17 protein-coding genes, 1 tRNA gene and 1 pseudogene are annotated in these 18,814 nt (G+C 72.4%); 6 read left to right on the forward strand and 13 right to left on the reverse strand.

What is annotated here, in order from left to right; translation table 11 throughout:
• Positions 1-131 precede the first annotated feature (131 nt).
• Positions 132-205: transfer RNA gene (locus SNOUR_RS14735), tRNA-Met, on the reverse strand.
• Positions 206-316: 111 nt separating this feature from the next.
• Complete coding sequence (locus tag SNOUR_RS14740; RefSeq protein WP_312635988.1) at positions 317-3,208, reverse strand: UPF0182 family membrane protein; 2,892 nt, start codon at positions 3,206-3,208, stop codon at positions 317-319.
• A gap of 136 nt (positions 3,209-3,344) precedes the next feature.
• On the opposite strand from SNOUR_RS14740, the gene SNOUR_RS14745 reads away from it, so the two are divergent.
• Complete coding sequence (locus SNOUR_RS14745; RefSeq protein ID WP_067347112.1) at positions 3,345-3,899, forward strand: PPA1309 family protein; 555 nt, start codon at positions 3,345-3,347, stop codon at positions 3,897-3,899.
• Positions 3,900-3,958: 59 nt separating this feature from the next.
• Here SNOUR_RS14745 and SNOUR_RS14750 read toward each other — a convergent pair whose 3' ends face one another.
• The 4 genes from SNOUR_RS14750 to SNOUR_RS14765 form a co-directional block, all read right to left on the reverse strand.
• Positions 3,959-5,053, reverse strand: coding sequence for a YlbL family protein (locus SNOUR_RS14750; RefSeq protein ID WP_067347114.1), 1,095 nt, complete (start codon positions 5,051-5,053; stop codon positions 3,959-3,961).
• A gap of 95 nt (positions 5,054-5,148) precedes the next feature.
• Entirely contained in the window at positions 5,149-5,352 is a 204-nt protein-coding gene (locus SNOUR_RS14755; protein ID WP_067347116.1) for a hypothetical protein, read from the reverse strand.
• Positions 5,353-5,635: 283 nt separating this feature from the next.
• Positions 5,636-6,115, reverse strand: a complete 480-nt coding sequence (locus tag SNOUR_RS14760; RefSeq protein ID WP_039632957.1) for a molybdenum cofactor biosynthesis protein MoaE — start codon at positions 6,113-6,115, stop codon at positions 5,636-5,638.
• Between the two features lie 143 nt (positions 6,116-6,258).
• On the reverse strand, positions 6,259-7,407 hold the full coding sequence (locus tag SNOUR_RS14765) for an SDR family oxidoreductase (protein WP_067347117.1): 1,149 nt from the start codon (positions 7,405-7,407) through the stop codon (positions 6,259-6,261).
• Positions 7,408-7,597: 190 nt separating this feature from the next.
• Between SNOUR_RS14765 and SNOUR_RS14770 the strand changes: the two genes are divergently transcribed.
• Positions 7,598-9,088, forward strand: coding sequence for a zinc-dependent metalloprotease (locus tag SNOUR_RS14770; protein ID WP_067347119.1), 1,491 nt, complete (start codon positions 7,598-7,600; stop codon positions 9,086-9,088).
• Positions 9,085-9,627, forward strand: a complete 543-nt coding sequence (locus SNOUR_RS14775; RefSeq protein WP_067347121.1) for an NUDIX hydrolase — start codon at positions 9,085-9,087, stop codon at positions 9,625-9,627. The genes SNOUR_RS14770 and SNOUR_RS14775 overlap by 4 nt, the downstream gene beginning before the upstream one ends.
• 247 nt (positions 9,628-9,874) lie before the next feature.
• Here the strand turns inward: SNOUR_RS14775 and SNOUR_RS14780 are convergent.
• Both SNOUR_RS14780 and SNOUR_RS14785 read right to left on the reverse strand, forming a co-directional pair.
• Positions 9,875-10,984, reverse strand: a pseudogene (locus SNOUR_RS14780) (TerD family protein); the annotation flags it as partial.
• Between the two features lie 109 nt (positions 10,985-11,093).
• Positions 11,094-11,705, reverse strand: a complete 612-nt coding sequence (locus SNOUR_RS14785; protein ID WP_067347125.1) for a M48 metallopeptidase family protein — start codon at positions 11,703-11,705, stop codon at positions 11,094-11,096.
• A gap of 190 nt (positions 11,706-11,895) precedes the next feature.
• Here SNOUR_RS14785 and SNOUR_RS14790 point away from each other — a divergent pair, with 190 nt between their 5' ends.
• Positions 11,896-13,035 carry a ThiF family adenylyltransferase gene (locus tag SNOUR_RS14790; protein ID WP_174717958.1) on the forward strand — a complete coding sequence of 380 codons (1,140 nt, stop codon included), beginning with the start codon at positions 11,896-11,898 and terminating at the stop codon, positions 13,033-13,035.
• Positions 13,036-13,069: 34 nt separating this feature from the next.
• Positions 13,070-14,488 (forward strand): ABC1 kinase family protein, encoded by a 1,419-nt coding sequence (locus SNOUR_RS14795; protein WP_067347128.1) that lies wholly within the window; start codon positions 13,070-13,072, stop codon positions 14,486-14,488.
• 3 nt (positions 14,489-14,491) lie between these two features.
• On the opposite strand, the gene SNOUR_RS14800 is transcribed toward SNOUR_RS14795, so the two are convergent.
• The 5 genes from SNOUR_RS14800 to SNOUR_RS14820 all read right to left on the reverse strand — a co-directional run bounded on the left by SNOUR_RS14800 (position 14,492) and on the right by SNOUR_RS14820 (position 18,293).
• A complete protein-coding gene (locus SNOUR_RS14800) occupies positions 14,492-14,692 on the reverse strand; it encodes a hypothetical protein (RefSeq protein WP_067347130.1) in 201 nt (66 codons plus the stop codon).
• A 113-nt stretch (positions 14,693-14,805) separates the two neighbouring features.
• A complete protein-coding gene (locus SNOUR_RS14805) occupies positions 14,806-15,123 on the reverse strand; it encodes a putative WhiB-interacting protein (protein WP_039632976.1) in 318 nt (105 codons plus the stop codon).
• Positions 15,120-15,470, reverse strand: coding sequence for a WhiB family transcriptional regulator (locus SNOUR_RS14810; protein ID WP_039640881.1), 351 nt, complete (start codon positions 15,468-15,470; stop codon positions 15,120-15,122). The genes SNOUR_RS14805 and SNOUR_RS14810 overlap by 4 nt, the downstream gene beginning before the upstream one ends.
• Positions 15,471-15,589: 119 nt before the next feature.
• Positions 15,590-15,916: a hypothetical protein gene (locus tag SNOUR_RS14815; protein WP_067347131.1), complete on the reverse strand. Its 327-nt coding sequence runs from the start codon at positions 15,914-15,916 to the stop codon at positions 15,590-15,592.
• Between the two features lie 142 nt (positions 15,917-16,058).
• Entirely contained in the window at positions 16,059-18,293 is a 2,235-nt protein-coding gene (locus SNOUR_RS14820) for an ATP-dependent DNA helicase UvrD2 (RefSeq protein ID WP_067347133.1), read from the reverse strand.
• Positions 18,294-18,524: 231 nt separating this feature from the next.
• Here SNOUR_RS14820 and SNOUR_RS14825 point away from each other — a divergent pair, with 231 nt between their 5' ends.
• A complete protein-coding gene (locus tag SNOUR_RS14825) occupies positions 18,525-18,770 on the forward strand; it encodes a mycoredoxin (protein ID WP_039632983.1) in 246 nt (81 codons plus the stop codon).
• Positions 18,771-18,814: the final 44 nt, after the last annotated feature.

The raw sequence follows: 18,814 nt of genomic DNA on the forward strand, positions 1-18,814 counted from the left end.
GACACGGCGACATGCCAAACTCAAGCACACAGCTTTCCCACATGGGTTGTCCGACCCGCCCCCGGGAAGCTTTGACCCGAACGCATGACAAAGGCCCGGATTCTCAAGGAATCCGGGCCTTGGTCTTTCAGTAGCGGGGACAGGATTTGAACCTGCGACCTCTGGGTTATGAGCCCAGCGAGCTACCGAGCTGCTCCACCCCGCGCCGTTGTGACTCCAACGTATCACGTCACGGGGAGCGCGGTTGACACCCGGGTCGCGGTGGCCGCCGATGTGCGCCGGCGGCCACCGGACCGAAGGGATTTGCGCCGGGGGCTCAGTCGCTCGCCTTGCCGCCCTTCTCGGACGCCTTGGCCGCCCGGTCCAGCGCGTCCTTCAGTCGCTTCTGGGCGTCGCCGTAGGCGGCCCAGTCGCCGGCCACCCGCGCCTTCTCGCCGTCGTCGTACGCCTTCTCGGCGTCCGTCAGGGCCTGTTGCACGGTCTGGCCGGACGGCGGCTGCTCGCCGGTCTGCCCGCCGCCGGGCGGCGGGTTCTCCGAGCCGGTGCTCGGCGCCTTCTTGCCGAAGACGACGTCGAGGGCGTCCTTGAGGCTGTTCTCCAGGACCGGCTTGCTGTCGCCGTAGCTCACCAACACCTTCTTCAGGAGCGGGTAGTTGGTGTTGGCGCCGCGCAGGTAGACCGGTTCGACGTAGAGCAGGCCGTCGTGCAGCGGCACGGTCAGCAGGTTGCCGTACTCGATCTCCGAGTCGCCGAACTTCTTGAGGATGTTGAGCTCGTTGGCGATCGTCGGGTCTGAGTTGAACTTCGACTGGGCGAGCTGCGGGCCCGGCACCGGGGTCTGCGCCGGCAGCTTCAGCAGTCTGATCCTGCCGTAGTCGGCGCTCGTGGCATCGGCGTCGACCGCCATGAAGGCGCCCAGGTTGTCCTTCTTGTTGGGCGTGAAGGTCGTCGTCAGCGAGAACGCCTGTGCCTTCTGGTCGGGCATCTTCATGCTCAGGTAGTACGGCGGCACCGCGTTGCCCGACTTGGTGGTCGGGTCGCTGGGGATCTGCCAGCGCTCCGAACCGGTGTAGAAGGTGCCCGGGTCGGTGACGTGGTACGTGGTCAGCAGCTGGCGCTGCACCTTGAACAGGTCCTGCGGGTACCGCAGATGGGCCAGCAGGTCGGGGCTGATGGAGCTCTTCTTCTCGACCGTGCCGGGGAACGCCTTCATCCAGGTCTTCAGGACCGGGTCCTTGGTGTCCCACTGGTAGAGCTTGACCGTGCCGTCGTACGCGTCGACCGTCGCCTTGACGGAGTTGCGGATGTAGTTGACCTGGTTCTGCTGGGCCACCACCGCACGCTGGCCGTTGGTGAGCGAGTCGGTGGTGCTGTCCCCGAGGGTGGTGCGGGAGGCGTACGGGTAACCGTTGCTGGTGGTGTACGCGTCCACGATCCACTGGATCCGGCCGTCGATCACCGCCGGGTAGGCGTCGCCGTCGATGGTCAGCCAGGGGGCGACGGACTCGACGCGCTCCTTGGGCGTGCGGTTGTACAGGATCCGCGACTTGTCCCCGATGGCGCCGGAGTAGAGGATCTGCGGCTCCCCGAACGCCACCGCGTACGCGGCGCGGTTGATCGGGTTGGACAGGCTCACCCCGCTCTTGCCCTGGTAGCGGTAGCCCTTCTCACCGCTGTCGTCGGAGTAGTCCAGCTCCTTCTGCGGCCCGCCCACGATGGAGTACTGGGTGGTCTTCTCGCCGTAGTAGACGCGCTGTTCGTACGGCGGGAGCTGGCCCTTGGTCGGCAGGTCCGACTCGGTGTACTGCGGGCCGCCGCCGTCGGCGGTCTCGGTGCCCTTGGCGGTGACCGCGCCGTAGCCGTGGGTGTACTTGAAGTGGTCGTTGATCCAGTTGCGCTCGGGGATGCCGGCGAGGTTCAGCTCGCGCAGGCCGATGACGGTGTCCTGCTCCTTGCCGGTCTTGTCCTTGTACCGGTCGACGTCCAGGGTGGACGGGAACTGGTAGTAGGACCGCACCTGCTGCTGTTGCTGGAAGGCCGGCGAGACCACGTTCGGGTCGAGCAGCCGCATGCTGGCGACGGTGTCGGCGTCGTCCCGGAGCCGCTGCCGGTCCTCCTCGGAGGCCGGCTTGTAGTTGCCCTTGTAGGGCGTCACCTCGGAGTCCTGGATGTCGTACGCGTCCCGGGTCGCCTTGATGTTCTGCTTGATGTACGGCGCTTCCTTGGCCTGCTCGTTCGGCTGGACCTGGAACTTCTGGACGATCGCCGGGTACAGCCCGCCGATCAGGACCGCGGAGAGCACCATCAGACCGAACCCGATCACCGGCAGTTGCCAGGTGCGCCGCCACAGGGTGGCGAAGAACAGCACCGCGCAGATCGCCGCGATGAAGAACAGGATGGTCTTCGCCGGGAGATAGGCGTTGGCGTCGACGTAGCGCAGACCGGTCCAGTTGTCGGCCGACTTCAGGCCGCTGGACTTCACCGCGAGGCCGTACCGGTCGAGCCAGTACGCGACCGCCTTCAGGGAGACGAAGAGGCCAAGCAGCACCGAGAGGTGGCCGGTGGCCGCGGCGGTCGCCCGCGAACCGGGGCTGGTCAGCCGCAGCCCGCCGTAGAGGTAGTGGGTGAGCACGGCGGCCACCAGGGACAGCACCGCGCAGGCGAAGCCGAAGCTCAGCAGGAAGCGGTACCACGGCAGGTCGAAGGCGTAGAACGAGACGTCCTTGTGGAACTGCGGATCCGTGGTGCCGAACGGAACGCCGTTGACCCACTGGAGCCACGTCCGCCATTCACCGGAGGCGGAGGCCCCGGCGATCAACCCGATCACCGCGGTGACCGCGACCAGCGCCCACTTCTTGAACGGGGCGACGCCCATGCGGTAGCGGTCCAGGCTCTGCTGCTCCACGGACATCGCGCTGAGCGGCGGCCGCAGCCGGTGCGCCAGCCAGATGTTGACGCCGACGGCCACCGCCATCACGACGCCGAAGGAGAAGAACAGTCCGATCTTGGTCCACAGGGTGGTGGTGAAGACCGAGGAGAAGTGGACCGAGCGGTACCAGAGCCAGTCGGTCCAGAAGCCCGAGAACATCACGAAGAGCATGGCCAGCACGGCCAGTACACCCAACGTCATGAGCAGGGTCCTGAACCGCCGCGACGGTCGGCCGACTCTGATCCGTGGCCCGGAGGGGCCTCCGCCGCGGTCCGGCATCTGGAAAGCCAAGGTGCGCACCTCGAAGTTCGCTGTCGTGTGGGGCAGGCCCGGCGATACTAGGACCCAGTGATGCAACTTACGACGGCTTTACTCGGTTCCCGATTTCCGGGGTGCACAAGGCACGATGTTGAGCATGACCAACCTCCCCGTTGACGGCACCCCCCTCGCCGCCGACCCACTGACCCGCGCGGTACTCGAAATCGACGAGTACACGGCCAGCCTCGGCTGGGACCAGCCCGCCCGTTTGTTCGCCCTCGTCGACACCGCCAAGCTCCGTGCACAGGAGCCCTCGCTCGCCGCCCAGCTGGGCATCGACGAGTCCACCGGCACCTCCCTGACCCCCATCGAGCAGGACGAGATCCCGGCCGGCACCCCGCTGGACGAGTTCCTCGCCACCATCGCCTGGCCCGACGCCGTCGTCGGCTGCGCACTGACCGTGGAACGCCTGATGCTGCCGCCGTCCGCCGAGAAGGCCGAGCCGGAGGGCATGACCGAGCGGCAGCTCGCCAAGTGGGTCGCCGAGCACCCCGAGCGCCAGGAGGTGCGGATGACGGTGGCCGTCCTCCGGGACGGCGCCCGCGAGTCGGCGCTGCGGCTGCGGGAGAAGGACTCCACCTCCGAGGTGCTGACCGGCAAGTCGCTGGTCCCCAGCCTCGCGGACGCCCTGACGGCGACCTTCGAGGACTAGGGCGCTTCTGACGGGCGGGACACCGGATGCCCCGCCGTCGGGCTCGTACTCGTGCCTCGCTACCGGCCTGCCGGGCTGCAGCTCGGCAGGCCGGCGAGGTCGTTCTTGCGGATCTTCTCCAGCGCCTGCACCGCGTCCCCTATGGTGCCGACCTTGACCAGCCGGAGACCGCTGGGGGTGTCCTTCGCGGCGGCCGCGCAGTTCTCCTTGGGCGTCAGGAAGAACTCCGCGCCCTTGTCCCGTGCGCCGATCGTCTTCATCGAAATGCCGCCGATCGGGCCGACCTTGCCCTGGTCGTCGATGGTGCCCGTGCCGGCGACGAACCTGCCGCCGGTCAGATTGCCGCCGGGCGTGAGCTTGTCGACGATGCCGAGCGCGAACATCAGCCCGGCGCTGGGGCCGCCGACGTCGGCGAGCTTCACGTCGATGGTGAACGGGAAGGTGTGGTCCGCCTGGGCCTGGATGCCCACCACCGCCCGGCCGCTGTCCGCCGCCGTGGTGATCGCGACCTGCTTCTGCGGCCCCTCGGGCCGCTTGCCCTGCTTCTCCGCCGCGGCCGCGTCCTTGGCCGGGATGAGGGTGAAGACCACCTTCTCGCCCGGCTTGTGCCGGGTGACGAACTTGGCGACGTCGCCGGTCTGCTGGACCTCGTTGCCATCCACCGCCTTGATCACGTCGCCGGCGTGCAGCACCCCGTCGGCCGGCTTGCCCTTGACCACCGCCCCCACCACGGTCTGGGTGGCGACCGGGATGTGCAGCTGCTTGAGCGCGGCGACCTTGGCGCTCTCCTGGGACTGCGTGAACTCCTCGGCGTTCTGCTGGTCGGCCTGCGCGGCCGTCTGCCCCTCGGGGTAGAGCGTCTTGTGCGGCACCACCGCACTGCTCGGGTCCAGCCAGCCGTAGACCGCCTCGAAGAGGTTCATGTTGTAGTCCGGGCCGGTGACCCGCACCGTGGTCATGTTGAGGTTGCCGGAAGTCGGATACGTCTTGCGGCCGGAGATCTGCAGCACCGGCTCGCCGTTGTGGTCTCCGAGGGTGTTGACCGTCGGTCCCGGCGACATCTCGGAATACGGGACGGGAATCAGCACCCCGGCGCAGAGCAGCGCGATCAGCATCAGGGTCGAGGCGAGCAGCGTCGAGGTGCGGCGTGGCATGGAACGACAGTACGGGACGGGTATGACAACCGGCCCGCGGGGCCGTCCGTACGGGGACGGGCGGACGACCGGGCCGCACCGGGCGCCGGCGGCGGTCAGACCGGGTCCGAGGCGCCCTCGGCGATGGCGGCGGCGGGGACGGGAGCGGTGTGTTCCTTCTCCATCGCGGCGCGGAATCGGGCGTAGCCGGCCAGTTCGGCGACGTCCCCGGTCCGGCGGTTGCGCATGGCCCAGCTGCTCCAGAGCGCAGCGACCAGACCGGCCAGCACCGGAATCAGCAGCCAGAGGAGCGCTCCCATGGCGACCTCCCTACACCTCACGCGCCCACGATCGACGAATAAACAGATTAACCATCTGCCACGTCAACGCTGGTGCCGGGGAGCGGGTTACGCAACCGGAACTGGGGGTACCGGTTCGGCCGCAGGCCAAGAGCCGGAAGCACTACGCGCCCGACCTCCACCCCCAGAAGAAGGCGCTACGCGCCCACCCGCCCTCCCGTCACCCGACCTCCACCCCCAGAAGAGGGCGCTACGCGCCCACCCACTCTTCTGTCACCCGACCTCCACCCCCAGGAGAAGGGCACTACGCGCCCACCCACTCTTCTGTCCCGTCCGAGAAGGTCTGGTGCTTCCAGATGGGGACCTCGTGCTTGAGGTCGTCGATCAGCTTGCGGCAGGCCGCGAACGCCTCGGCACGGTGGGGGCAGGCCACCGCGACGACCACGGCCAGATCGCCGATGGCCAGATCGCCCACCCGGTGGACGGCGGCCAGCGCACGGACCGGATAGTCGGCGACGACCTTCTCGGCGACCCGGCGCAGCTCCGCCGCGGCGGACGGATGGGCGGAGTAGCCCAGGCCGTCCACGTCCGTGCCGCCGTCGTGCGAGCGGACAGTGCCGACGAAGAGGGCCGTGCCGCCCGCCGCCTCGTCACCGACGGCCGCGAAGACCTCGTCCACGGACAGCGCGGTGTCGCGGATCTCCAGGAGCCGGATGGGATCCTCGGCGCCCTGCTCACCAGGGTGGTCGCGGCCGGTGGACGGGCGGGAGTGCGTGCCAGACATGGTCCCATCGTGCCGCACCGGGCATGCCTCGGGGAATGGCCGTTTCCACCGGGCGTCCGGGGCCCCGTATGGAGGCTCGTACAGTCGGCGGCCCGCGCTGCGCCCGGTTACGGGACGGACCGTGGTCGGTGGCCCCGTTGGCGTCAGATGCGGCGACGGGCCTTGCGGGCGCGGCGGACCAGGGCGGCGGTGCCCAGCAGGGCGACGGTGGCTCCGGCGGCGCCTGCGGCGGTGGCGTCCTTGCGGCCCAGCCGTCGGCCGGCGACCGTGTGCCGACCCGCGACCTCCTCCAGCAACTCGGCGAGGACCTCCTCGTTGGTCCACCGGGGCCGCCAGCCCACGTCGTGCAGCCGGCTGCCGCTGACCACCCAGGGGTGCATGGTGTACGCGAGGTCCCCGGCGGGCGACGGCGTCAGGCCGATCCGGTGCAGGCGGGCGGCGGCGCCCAGCGCCACCGAGGACGGCAGCTCCATGCGTCTGATGCCGGAGAGCTCCTCGACCTCCTCCTGCTCCAGCCAGCCGTCGCAGCCCACCGCCAGCTCACCCTCGACCTTCTCCAGGGCGGCGCACTCCAGGGCGCTGACCAGGTCCTCCACGTGGCAGAACTGCCAGGCCGGGCGGGATCCGGCGACGACCAGGAGGCGCGGCGACTCGAAGTAGCGGGTCAGCGCGGTGTCGGTGCCGCCCACCAGGACGGCGGGGCGCAGCACGGTGACGTTCAGGCCCGGGTGGGCGCGCGGGGCGCGGCGCGCCAGGTGCTCGATCTCCAGGAGGTCGCCGACCCCGGTGGCGTCCGCGGTGGCGCGCAGCTCGGCGTCCTCGGCGAGCGGGACGTCGTTGTCGGGCAGCGCCCCGTAGACCATGGCGGAGGTGCACAGCACCACCCGGTGGACGCCGGCGGCCGCGGCGGCGGTCAGCACGGTCTGGGTGCCGCGCACGTTGTAGGCGGTGCGGGCCGCGGCGTCGGTCTCCAGGTCGAGGTCGAGGGCGAGATGGACGACGACGTCCGCCCCGCGCAGTTTGTCGGCGATGGCGGGGTCGCGGACGTCCAGGACGTGCCACTTCGCCTCGGCGATGTCGCCGGGGCGCTCGTCGATGGCCACCACCTCCCTGACCTCGTCGGACGCGACCAGGGCACGGGTGAGCAGCGCGCCGACCCCGGAGGCGGCTCCGGTGACGGCGACGACGGGGCGGCGCAGCGGCCGGTCGGCGCCGACCGGGGTGCGGTCTGCCTGATCGGCTGTGGCGGCAGCGTTTCGCGCTGCGCGAACGGTCGGATCTGGGGAACTCACCGGGCGTCTCCAGCGGTTGTCTTCAGTACGGGCGCGACGAACGCGTCCGCACCAGGTGACATCCATCCTGCCGCAGCCACCGGGACAGCGAAGCACCGAGCCCCGAGGCGGGGCGAGTGTCTACGCTGGAGGTGATGTCGGGCAGCCGCCGTCGGCGTAGGGCCGGCGGCCCTACGAGCCGAGGAAACCCGTGAGTGACACCCCATTTGGATTCGGCCTTCCGCCGGAGGAGCCGGAGGACGGCGACAACGGCAAGAAGAAGGACGGCCAGGGAGGTAGCCAGGGCCCCGCGAACCCCTTCGGGTTCGGCGGCGGGAGCGGCGCTGCGGACAATCCGTTCGCGGCGCTCTTCGGCGGCATGGGGGGACCCGGCGGCCAGATGAACCCTGGCGACCTCGGCGCCGCCTTCCAGCGGCTCGGCCAGATGCTCTCCTACGAGGGCGGCCCGGTGAACTGGGAGATGGCCAAGGACATCGCGCGGCAGACCGTCGCGCAGGGCGCCGAGGACGGCAGCAAGGACGCCAGCGTCTCCGCCGGTGAGCGGACCGCGGTCCAGGAGGCCGTACGCCTGGCCGACCTGTGGCTGGACGGTGTGACGTCGCTCCCGTCGGGCGCCGGCTCGGTGGTGGCCTGGAGCCGCGCCGAGTGGGTCGAGGAGACCCTGCCGGTGTGGCGCGATCTGGTCGATCCGCTCGCCGAGCGGGTCGGGTCGGCGATGGGCGAGGTGATGCCCGAGGAGATGCAGGCCATGGCCGGCCCGCTGCTCGGGATGATGCGCTCCATGGGCGGCGCGATGTTCGGCACCCAGATCGGGCAGGCGCTGGGCGTGCTGGCCTCCGAGGTCGTCGGTTCGACGGACATCGGGCTGCCGCTGGGCCCGGCCGGCAAGGCCGCGCTGCTGCCGGCGAACGTCCAGGCGTTCGGCGCCGGACTGGGCGTCCCGGAGGAGGAGGTGCGGCTCTACCTGGCCCTGCGCGAGGCCGCCCACCAGCGGCTCTTCGCCCATGTGCCGTGGCTGCGCTCGCATCTGTTCGGTGCCGTCGAGGGCTACGCCCGCGGCATCAAGGTCGACACGACCAAGCTGGAGGACATGGTCGGCCAGATCGACCCGCAGCACCCCGAGGAGCTGCAGAACGCCCTCCAGGGCGGCATGTTCCAGCCCGAGGACACCCCGGAGCAGAAGGCCGCGCTGGCCCGTCTGGAGACCGCGCTGGCACTCGTCGAGGGCTGGGTGGACGCGGTGGTGCACGCCGCCGCCAAGCCGCACCTGCCGTCCGCTGACAAGCTCCGGGAGACCCTGCGGCGGCGCCGGGCCACCGGCGGCCCGGCCGAGCAGACGTTCTCCACGCTGATCGGCCTCCAGCTGCGTCCGCGGCGCCTGCGGGACGCCTCGCGGCTGTGGGCCTCCCTGACGGACGCGCGGGGCCTGGAAGGCCGCGACGGCCTGTGGGAGCACCCGGACATGCTGCCGACGGCGGCCGATCTGGACGACCCGGACGGCTTCGTGCACCGCGAGCACCTGGACTTCTCCGAGCTCGACAAGATGCTGGGCGAGGCGGCGAGCGGCGGCGGACCGGACCTGACCAAGCGACCCGGGGACGTCGAGGGGACCGGGGACGGCCCGGCCGACGGCGGCCCGCGCGGCCCCGAGGACGAGGGCAAGGGTGACGGCGCCAAGTGAGCCTGCGTGAGGACGCGGCGCGGGTGCTCAAGGAGTGGCCCGCGCCGTCGGCCGACCAGGAGCGGCTGCGGCTGGCCTATCTGGACCATCTCGCGGCCCATCAGGACGGCATGTGGAAGCCGTGCGAGGACGGGCACATCACGGCCAGCGCGCTGGTGGTGGACCCGGCCGGCGGCCGGGTGCTGCTCACTTTGCACCGCAAGTTGAAGATGTGGCTCCAGATGGGCGGCCACTGCGAGCCGGAGGACGCCTCACTGGCCGACGCGGCGCTGCGCGAGGCGCGTGAGGAGTCCGGGATCGCGCACGGGCTGACGCTGCTGGGCGGCACGCCGGTGCGGCTGGACCGGCATCAGACGCCCTGCGCGGAGCACCTGGACGTCCAGTACGCCGCGCTGGCGCCGGCGGGCGCGGTGGCGGCGATCAGCGACGAGTCGCTGGACCTGCGATGGTTCCGCTACGACGAGGTGCCCTCGGTCGCCGACGACTCGGTGGTGCGCCTGGTGGCGGACACCCGCGCGCTGCTGTCCGCGAGCTCCTGACGAACCATCACCTCCGGCGTCCGCCCTCCTCGGGGCGGACGCCGGAGGCATGTCCGGACCGGGTCGCTCAGCGCCCCCGGTGCGGGTCGCCCTGGGGATCGCCCGGGGCTCCCGGATATTCGGGGTGCGGCCAGGGCCCCGTGCCGCCGTCCTCCGGGGTCGGCGCGCCCTGCCCCGGATACGGGGCGTACGGGGCTCCCGGGGGCTGCTGGCCGGGCTGACCGTACGCACCCGGCGGCGGAAGCGGCACGGGCTGCCCCTGGGGCGCGCCGTATCCGCCGGGCGGCGGGGGCTGGTGACCGTACGGGGGCGGCGGGGGCTGCTGGCCCTGCGGAGGCAGCGGCGGCGGCTGCTGACCGTACGGAGGCGGCGGTGGCTGCTGTCCATAGGGGGGCAGCGGCGGGGGCTGCTGACCGTTCGGGAAGCCGCCGGGGGCCTGGCCGTACAGGGGCGGCGGAGGCGGAGGCGGAGGCGGAGGCTGGGTGCCGCGCACGCCCGGGGGCGGGGGCGGCGGCGGGGGCGGCCCCTGTACGCCCGGGTGCGGCGCCGGACCACCGGGCGGGACCATCGGCGCGATGACCGTCGGCGCACTGTGGATCTGCGCGGCGGCCGGCTGCGGCAGCGGTGGCGGAGTCTGCTGGGGCGGAGTCTGCTGGGGGTGCTGCGGCATCGGGGCGCGCGGGTCCGGGACGGACACCACGGGCGGCGCCGGGACGGACGCGGGCGGCACCGCGGACGGGACGGGGCCCGGGACCGGCGGCGGCAGCAGGAAGTCGGGCCCGTCCTGCGCGGCGGGCGGCGCCGGCGCCGCACCGGCCGCGTCGTCCTCCTCCAGGACCTCGCCGCCGAAGTTCGTCAGCAGCGCCTCCAGTCCACCGTCGAAGCCCTGGCCGACCGCGGCGAACCGCCAGGCGTCCTTGACGTAGAGGTCGCCGAGCATCACGGCGCGCTCGGTGCTGAACTCGCCGCCGGTGAAGGGGTACCGGGCCACCTCTTCGCCGCCGGCAACGAGACGGAGGCAACCGGGGCCGATCTGCGCCATCTGCCCCGCCCCGTCGAGGGCGGCGGTGAAGGTCAGCTTCCGGATGTGCGGCGGGATGCGGTCGAGGGCGACCTGGAAGGAGTCGGTGTCGCCGTCCTGCGGGCCGAGTTGCCGGATCGCCCCCTCGGGCGTCGTGGGCTGGTTGTAGAAGACGAAGTAGCGGTCGTCGGAGAGCCGTTCGTCGGCGTCCAGTCCGAAGCAGCTGATGTCGAAGGTCAGACCGGGGCCGGCGATCCGCACCCCGATATACAGGTCCCGTTCCGCCGTCAGATCGGCAAGCCTGGCCTTGTGGCCGCGTTGGAATTGCCTGGCCATGTGCAACGCCCCTCCCCCACTCTCGCGCTCAGTCCTTACCCGCGCCAGGCTAGCCCCTGGCGCGGGCGGCCAGCGGCGCCGGTGCGCGTCGGGGGACGGCCCGTCCCGGTCAGCGGCGGCGGGCGGCGGGCAGATGCGGCAGCCGGTCGGCGGCCACCACGCCTTCGAGGTAGCCGCGGGCCCGTTCCGTGCGCGGATAGGGCTCCAGCAGGCGCCAGAACTCCGGCCCGTGGCCGGGGACGAGAAGGTGCGCCAACTCGTGCAGCAGGACGTAGTCGATGACGTACTCCGGCATGCCCTGCAGGCGGTGCGACAGGCGGATGCTGCCCTCGGCCGGGGTGCACGACCCCCAGCGGGTGTTCTGGTTGGTGACCCAGCGGACCGTCGCCGGCCGGGCCCGCCCGTCGAGGTACTGCCCGGAGAGCCGCTCGGCCCGCTCGGTCAGTTCGTCGTCGCCCAGCATCCGCTTGCTCTCCTGGGCGGCGAGCTTGTCCAGCATGACCGCCACCCAGCGCTCCTCCTCGGCCTGCGACATCCGGGCCGGGATCAGGACGATGGTGCGGTCGCCCTCGCGGTACGCGGAGACCGTGCGGCGGCGCCGTGTGCTGCGGCGCACCTCGACCGTGCGGGCCGGCGGGCTCGGCTCGACCCGGCGCGGGGGGTCGGCGGCGCGGCGCAGGGGCGTCTCCCCGGATCCGCGCGGGGAAGGGTCGGCGGGCACGCGCCCGACGTTACCCGCTGGCACTGCGGGAAGTCCCGCCCCACGGACGGTTCGCCACCTGAACGCCCCGGCGCGCACGGCTCGTAGGAGTAATGCCCCGGCGCCTGTGGATAACTTCCGTGCCGTTCGCGCGGCCGGCGCATGCTGGGGGTCGGACGAGAAGAGACGGGGGGCGGATGGCATGCATCCGATGCTCAAGCCCGCGCTGCGGCGCGGCTGGCGGGACCGGGAGACGGTGCGGTTCGGCGTGGCTCCGGCCCATGCGCGGGTGGTCGGGCCGCTCGACCTCGCGACGGGCTGCTTCATGGAGCTGATCGACGGCACCCGCTCGCTGGCACAACTGGTCGACGAGGCCGTGGCGCTGGACGTCCCGCCGGAGCGGGCGCGCGGGGTGGTGGCGCGGCTCGGCGCGGCAGGGCTGCTGGAGGCGCCGGCGGATGAGGGGCCGTCGGACGGCGCCGTGCGGGCGGACGGCCCGGCGGTCGAGCGGCTGCGGGCGGATCTGGCCGCGCTGGCGGTGCGGCAGCGCGGAGGGGCCGCGGGGCCGCTCGCGCAGATGGCGGCACGACGGTCGGTCCGGGTCAAGGTGAAGGGCGCGGGGCGGGTGGGCGCCCAGATCGCGGCGTTGCTGGCGGCGTCGGGGATCGGCCGGGTGGACGCGGTGGACGGCGGCACGGTCGCACCGTGGGACGTCGTCCCTGGCGGGCCAGCGGCCGGTGAGATCGGCGAGCGGCGGGGCGACGCCGCGCGCCGGCTGGTCCGGGAGTCCTCGCCGTGGAGCCGCCGGCCGCGGCCGGGCGCCCCCGTCACCGAGTCCGGCGAGCCCGGCATCTCGCTCCTGGTGCTCGCCCCGCGCGACGGCCTCGGTGCCTACGCTCCCGATCCGGTGCTCGCCGAGCCGCTGCTCGCCGCGGGCATCCCGCACCTCTACGCGGGTGTGCTGGAGGGCACCGGAGTGGTGGGCCCGCTGGTGGTGCCCGGCGTCTCGGCCTGCGCCGGCTGCGACGAACTCCGGCGCACGGACGCGGAACCAGCCTGGCCGCGCCTGCTCGCGCAGTGGCGCTCGGGGCGCGGCACACCGGCGGTGCCGGCCTGTGACGCCTCGCTGGCGACGGCGGTCGCCGGGCTCGCCGCCATCCAGGCGCTGGCGTTCCTCGACGGCGAGCCGTCGCCGTGCACGGGGGCGCGGATGGAGCTCCCCCTGCCGTGCGCGAGCGCCCGGACGGTGCGGATCGCCCCGCATCCCGACTGCGGCTGCGGGGCCGCCGCCGTACGGGGAGCGGCGGACGCCTCGGTTCCGCGGCCGCGACACGCAACAATGACGGGGTAACCCCGGTAGGGGACGGTGTGAGTTGGAGGGGCGCATGTCTGATCTTCCCCGCAAGGCGGTCACCCGGACCGCCAAGCTGGCCGCGCTGCCACTGGGGTTCGCCGGCCGTGCCACCTGGAGCCTGGGCAAACGGCTCGGCGGCAGATCCGCCGAGATCGTCGGCCGGGAGCTCCAACAGCGCACCGCGGAGCAGCTCTTCAAGGTGCTCGGCGAGCTGAAGGGCGGTGCGATGAAGTTCGGTCAGGCACTGTCCGTCTTCGAGTCGGCACTGCCGGAGGAGGTCGCCGGTCCCTACCGCGCGGCCCTGACGAAGCTCCAGGAAGCGGCGCCGCCGATGCCGACGAGCACCGTGCACGCCGTGCTGGCCGAGCGGCTCGGCGCGGACTGGCGGGAACTGTTCGAGGAGTTCGAGGACAAGCCGTCCGCGGCGGCGTCGATCGGGCAGGTGCACCGGGCGGTGTGGCACGACGGCCGGGAGGTGGCCGTCAAGGTGCAGTACCCGGGGGCGGGCCCGGCTCTGCTGTCGGACCTGACGCAGCTCAGCCGGTTCGCGCGGCTGCTCGGACCGCTGATCCCGGGCATGGACATCAAGCCGCTCATCACCGAGCTGCGCGACCGGGTCTCGGAGGAACTGGACTACGCCCTGGAGGCCGAGGCCCAGCAGGCGCACGCAACGGAGTTCACCGGCGATCCGGACGTGGTGGTACCGGCCGTGGTGCACCAGAGCGACCAGGTGCTGGTGACGGAGTGGCTGGAGGGGGTGCCGCTGTCGGAGGTGATCGCCGACGGCACCGAGGAGCAGCGCGACCGCGCCGGCCAGTTGCTGGCGCACTTCCTCTTCTCCGGTCCCGCGCGCACGGGCCTGCTGCACGCCGACCCGCACCCGGGCAACTTCCGGCTGTTGCCCGGGGAGGAGCCGGACGGTCCGGTGTCGCAGTGGCGGCTGGGCGTGCTGGACTTCGGCACGGTCGACCGGCTGCCCGGCGGGCTGCCGCCGACGATCGGCACCTCGCTGCGGATGGCCCTGGACGGCGAGGCGGACGCGGTCTACCGCATGCTGTGCGAGGAGGGCTTCGTCAAGGAGTCCATCGAGCTGGATCCGGACACGGTGCTGGAGTACCTGCTGCCGATCATCGAGCCCGCGCAGGTGGAGGCGTTCACCTTCACCCGGGGCTGGATGCGCCGCCAGGCGACCCGGATCGGCGACCCGCGCTCCCCCGCGCACCAGTTGGGCAAGCAGCTCAATCTGCCGCCCTCCTACCTCCTGATACACCGTGTGACGTTGAGCACTATCGGGGTGCTGTGCCAGCTGGGTGCCACGGTGCGGCTGCGCGACGAGCTGGCGGCGTGGATGCCGGGCTTCCTGCCGGAGGACGCGGCCGAGGAGGAAGCGGGCGCGGACGAGCCGGGCGCGGAGAGTTCCACCGGGGACCCGGCGGAGAGTCCGGCCTGACCGTCACCACCAGCTGGAGTCCAGCCGGCCCTCGATGGCACGGATGTTGTCCCGGGCGCAGCGGTCGCAGAAGTACCGGCGCTCGCCGTTCTCGACCGAGCAGGTCCAGGTCGGCGGGGCGCCCTCGGCCACCGCGCCGCATCGCGCGCAGACCGTGCCGTCGGGGGTCAACCCCGCCTGTTGATGCGTCTTCTGGTCCACCATCCGACGATATCCCCGCAGGCCCCGCGAATCGGGGCGCAACGCAGCACGGGGCCCGTCCTGTCGGACGGACCCCGTGGTGACGATGGATCAGTGTGCGGTGCGGGTGTGCCCGGTCACTGCATCACGGCCATGGCCAGCGCCCGCCGGGCGCGCAGCGACGCGCGCTCGGCGCGCCGCTGCATCCGCCGCGCGGCGGCGAGCCGATGTCCCCTGCGTTGGGACTCGGCTTCCTGCAGGCGTTGTTCCACATGGGCCCTGGCCAGGGCTTCTGGCATGAGTTGCATGGCGAGGTTCCTGTTCTGGCGCGACTCGAGGGCGCCGAAGTTCGCGGGAGCGGTGGTCTCGGTGAAAGTCGGGTTCATCGTGGGGTCCTGCTTCTGGGGGTCCCGGGTGACGGGACGGTCGATCGTTCCTGTGCGGGCGGTGTTCATGCCACGACCGGGTTCTTGCGCGGACGGCCCCGCGGACGCTTGCGCGGCACGACGACGCCCTGGACGAAGAGCTCACCGCCCCAGACGCCCCACGGCTCGCGGCGGTCCTTGGCGCCGGCCAGGCACGCCTCACGCACCGGGCAGGTCTGGCACAGCGTCTTGGCGTACTCGACGTCGGCCGGGGACTCGGCGAAGAAGACCTCGGGGTCATAGGTGCGGCACGGTACGGCGGTGCCGAGGCGGTCGATCTCGTCGTCGAGCTCGGTGAGGGGCAACAAGGGGTTCTCCTGGAGGTCGGGCGGAGGGATCAGGTCGGTGGCGGACGGGGTGTGCGACTGGAGTTGCACGGTGGTGTGTTCCTCGTCTGTTCCGGCCCGGCTGGTGGCGGGCGCGTTGGGCAAAACAAAAGGACCGCGGATCCCGGTGTGGGTTCCGCGGCCCTGGAAGGTGCCGACCTGATCGCCGATCAGGCTGGATCTCTCCAGGGTTCGAGGCCGCGGTAGGCCCACATGTCGTTCTGAGGCTGGTACTGCTCCCGGGATTCGGCACCATTGGCCGCCGTCGCGAAGGCGAAGGCATGCGCCGCCGTCGCTACTGCTGCCGCGGGTGCCTCGGTCGGTCGCGCGATGCGCTCGCTCGCCGTCAGGGAGGCGAGGGCGGCCGGACGCGCGACCTTGGTACCGGACAGGCGGCCGAGGCCGGACAGACCGGTGCCCAGGAGCGAGGTGCCGAGAGCGCAGGGGGCGACGACCGAGAGATCGGTCATTTTGTTGGTCTCGATGAAGCTGATCACTGGGCTCGCCTCCTCTCGGCGTCTCGGGGACCGGGAAACCCGGTCCAGGGCGTTCAAGTACAGCACGGATTCATCGGATCTCGGAAGTTCCGTTGTTTCCGCTGCTTCCGAAGGCTATGGGGATGCGCTCCGCGCGCGCAAACTATTTTTCCGACGAGTTTTCCGCGCCGTCCTCGGACCCCTCCGCGACGGCGCTGCCGGGCTCCTCACCCGCGCAGATCGCCAGCACGTCGGCGCCGAAGCGGTCGAGCTTGCGACGGCCCACGCCGGGGATGACGGAGAGCTCCTCGGCGGCCGTCGGGACGACCTCGGCGATGGCCATCAGGGTCTTGTCGGTGAAGACGCAGTAGGCGGGCTGACGGGTCCGGGCGGCCTGCTCGGCGCGCCAGTCCCGCAGCCGCTCGTAGAGCGCCTCGTCGAGCCCCGAGGGGCACTCCTCGCAGCGCATCAGCTTCATCTCGCCGGGGTCGGTCAGCGTGCGGTTGCAGACCCGGCAGCGGGCCGGGCTGCGGTGCGTCCGCCGGGGCCGGCCGGGGGCCGCCGAGGCGCTGCCGCCGCGCTCGACGCCGCCCCTGAGCACGCCCGCGCCGCCGCGGTGACCCGCCGCGCGGGAGCCGGGCCGGAGGCCGTCCAGGAAGCGGCTGGCGCTGCGCGAGGGCCGCCCGCCGGGCGAGCGGGCCAGCGACCAGGACAGCGCCAGGTGCCGCCGGGCCCGGGTGATGCCGACGTAGAGCAGCCGGCGCTCCTCCTCGACCTGCTCGTCGGTGCGGGCGTGGTGGATCGGCAGCATGCCCTCGGTGAGGCCGACCAGGAACACCGCGTCCCACTCCAGGCCCTTGGCGGCGTGCAGCGAGGCGAGGGTGACGCCCTCGACGGTCGGGGCGTGCTGGGCGCCGGCCCGCTCGTCGAGTTCGGCGACGAGGTCGGCGAGGGTGGCCGTCGGCCGGGCCCGGGCGAAGTCCTCGGCGAGCCGCACCAGGGCGGCGAGCGACTCCCAGCGGTCGCGCGCGGCGCCGGAGCCGGCCGGCGGCCGGTCGGTCCAGCCCATGTCGCTGAGCACCGCCCGGACCTCGGAGGGCAGGCCGGTCGCGCCGGCGAGCAGGGTGTCGTTGCCGCCGAAGCGGGCCGCGCCGCGCAGCTTGGCGCCGGCCTCGCGCACCTCGGGCCGCTCGAAGAACCGCTCGGCGCCGCGCAGTTGGTAGGGCACCCCGGCGTCGGCGAGGGCCTGTTCGTAGACCTCGGACTGGGCGTTGATGCGGAACAGGACCGCGATCTCGCTCGCCGGGACGCCGGTGGCGATCAGGTCGCGGATCCGGCGGGCGGTGCCCTCGGCCTCGGCGGGCTCGTCGGCGTACTCGGTGAAGACCGGCTCGGTGTCCGGCTCGCGCTGCGAGATCAGCTCCAGGCGGTGCTCGGCGGCCCGGCCCCGGGCCCGGGAGAGCAGACCGTTGGCGAGGTGGACGACCTGGGGGGTGGAGCGGTAGTCGCGGACGAGCTTGACGACCGTGGCGTGCGGGCGGCGGACCCGGAAGTCGAGGAGGTGGTCCGGGGTGGCGCCGGTGAAGCTGTAGATGGTCTGGCTGGCGTCGCCGACCACGCACAGGCTGTCGCGGTCGCCCAGCCACAGCTCCAGCAACCGCTGCTGGAGCGGGCTGACGTCCTGGTACTCGTCGACGACGAAGTGCTGGTACTGGCTGCGGACCTGCTCGGCGATGTCGTGCCGGTCCTGGAGCACGCCGACCGTGAGCAGCAGCACGTCCTCGAAGTCGATGGTGCCGCGGTCGCGCTTGAGCTGCTCGTACGTGGCGTATATCTGGCCGATCTCGGCGGGGTCGCGGGGTGCCTCGCGGCCGGCCTTGGCGGCCGCGGCCGGGTAGTCGGCCGGCACCGTCTGGGTCACCTTGGCCCACTCGACCTCGCCGGTGACGTCGCGCAGCTCGTTGCGGTCCAGGCGGAGGCGGCAGCGGGCGGCGGCCTCGGCGATCAGCGGGCCCTTGCGGTCCAGCAGCCGCGGCAGCTCGCCGCCGATCGCCCGGGGCCAGAAGAACTGGAGCTGGCGCAGGGCGGCGGAGTGGAAGGTGCGGGCCTGCACACCGGCCGCGCCGAGTTGCCGGAGCCGGCCGCGCATCTCGCCGGCCGCGCGGGCGGTGAAGGTGACGGCGAGCACACTGGCGGGCTGGAGGATCCCGGCCCGGACTCCGTAGGCGATGCGGTGGGTGATCGCACGGGTCTTGCCGGTGCCGGCACCGGCCAGGACGCACACCGGTCCGTGCAGGGCGGTGGCGACCTCGCGCTGCTCGGGGTCGAGCCCGTCGAGCACCGCGTCGGCCGTCGCCGGAACCTGCGGGAAGAGAGTGGCGTCCGTTGCTGCTGTCACCCCGCCATGCTGCCAGGTCCGCGGGGGCACCCGGGAAAGCCGTCCACACCGGCCGGGGACCGGTCGTACCGGTGGGCCGGGCCGGGGACGGCGGCGGGCGCGGGCGAGCGCCGGTGGGCGGGCGGGAATGGTCCGGGCCCGGTGCGCGTTGTGAGGGACGGTGCCACGGCGTCGACTGGACGCGCGTGGCACATGATCACGAGAGAAACCGAGCTAAGGAGCGCGGGACGCATGGCGGGCACTGTGACGATGTACAGCACGACCTGGTGCGGTTACTGCCGTCGGCTGAAGGGCCAGATGGACCGCGAGGGCATTGCCTACACCGAGATCAACATCGAGCAGGACCCGGAGTCCGCGGCGTTCGTGGAGAAGGCCAACGGCGGCAACCAGACGGTGCCGACCGTGCTCTTCGCCGACGGCACGACGCTGACCAACCCGTCCCTGGCGCAGGTCAAGGAGAAGGTGGCCGCGGCCTGAGGGCCCGGCGCACCGCCGAAGCGGGACCGTCGGCCGGTCCGGTG

The organism is Streptomyces noursei ATCC 11455 (genome assembly GCF_001704275.1).
GTDB lineage: Bacteria > Actinomycetota > Actinomycetes > Streptomycetales > Streptomycetaceae > Streptomyces > Streptomyces noursei.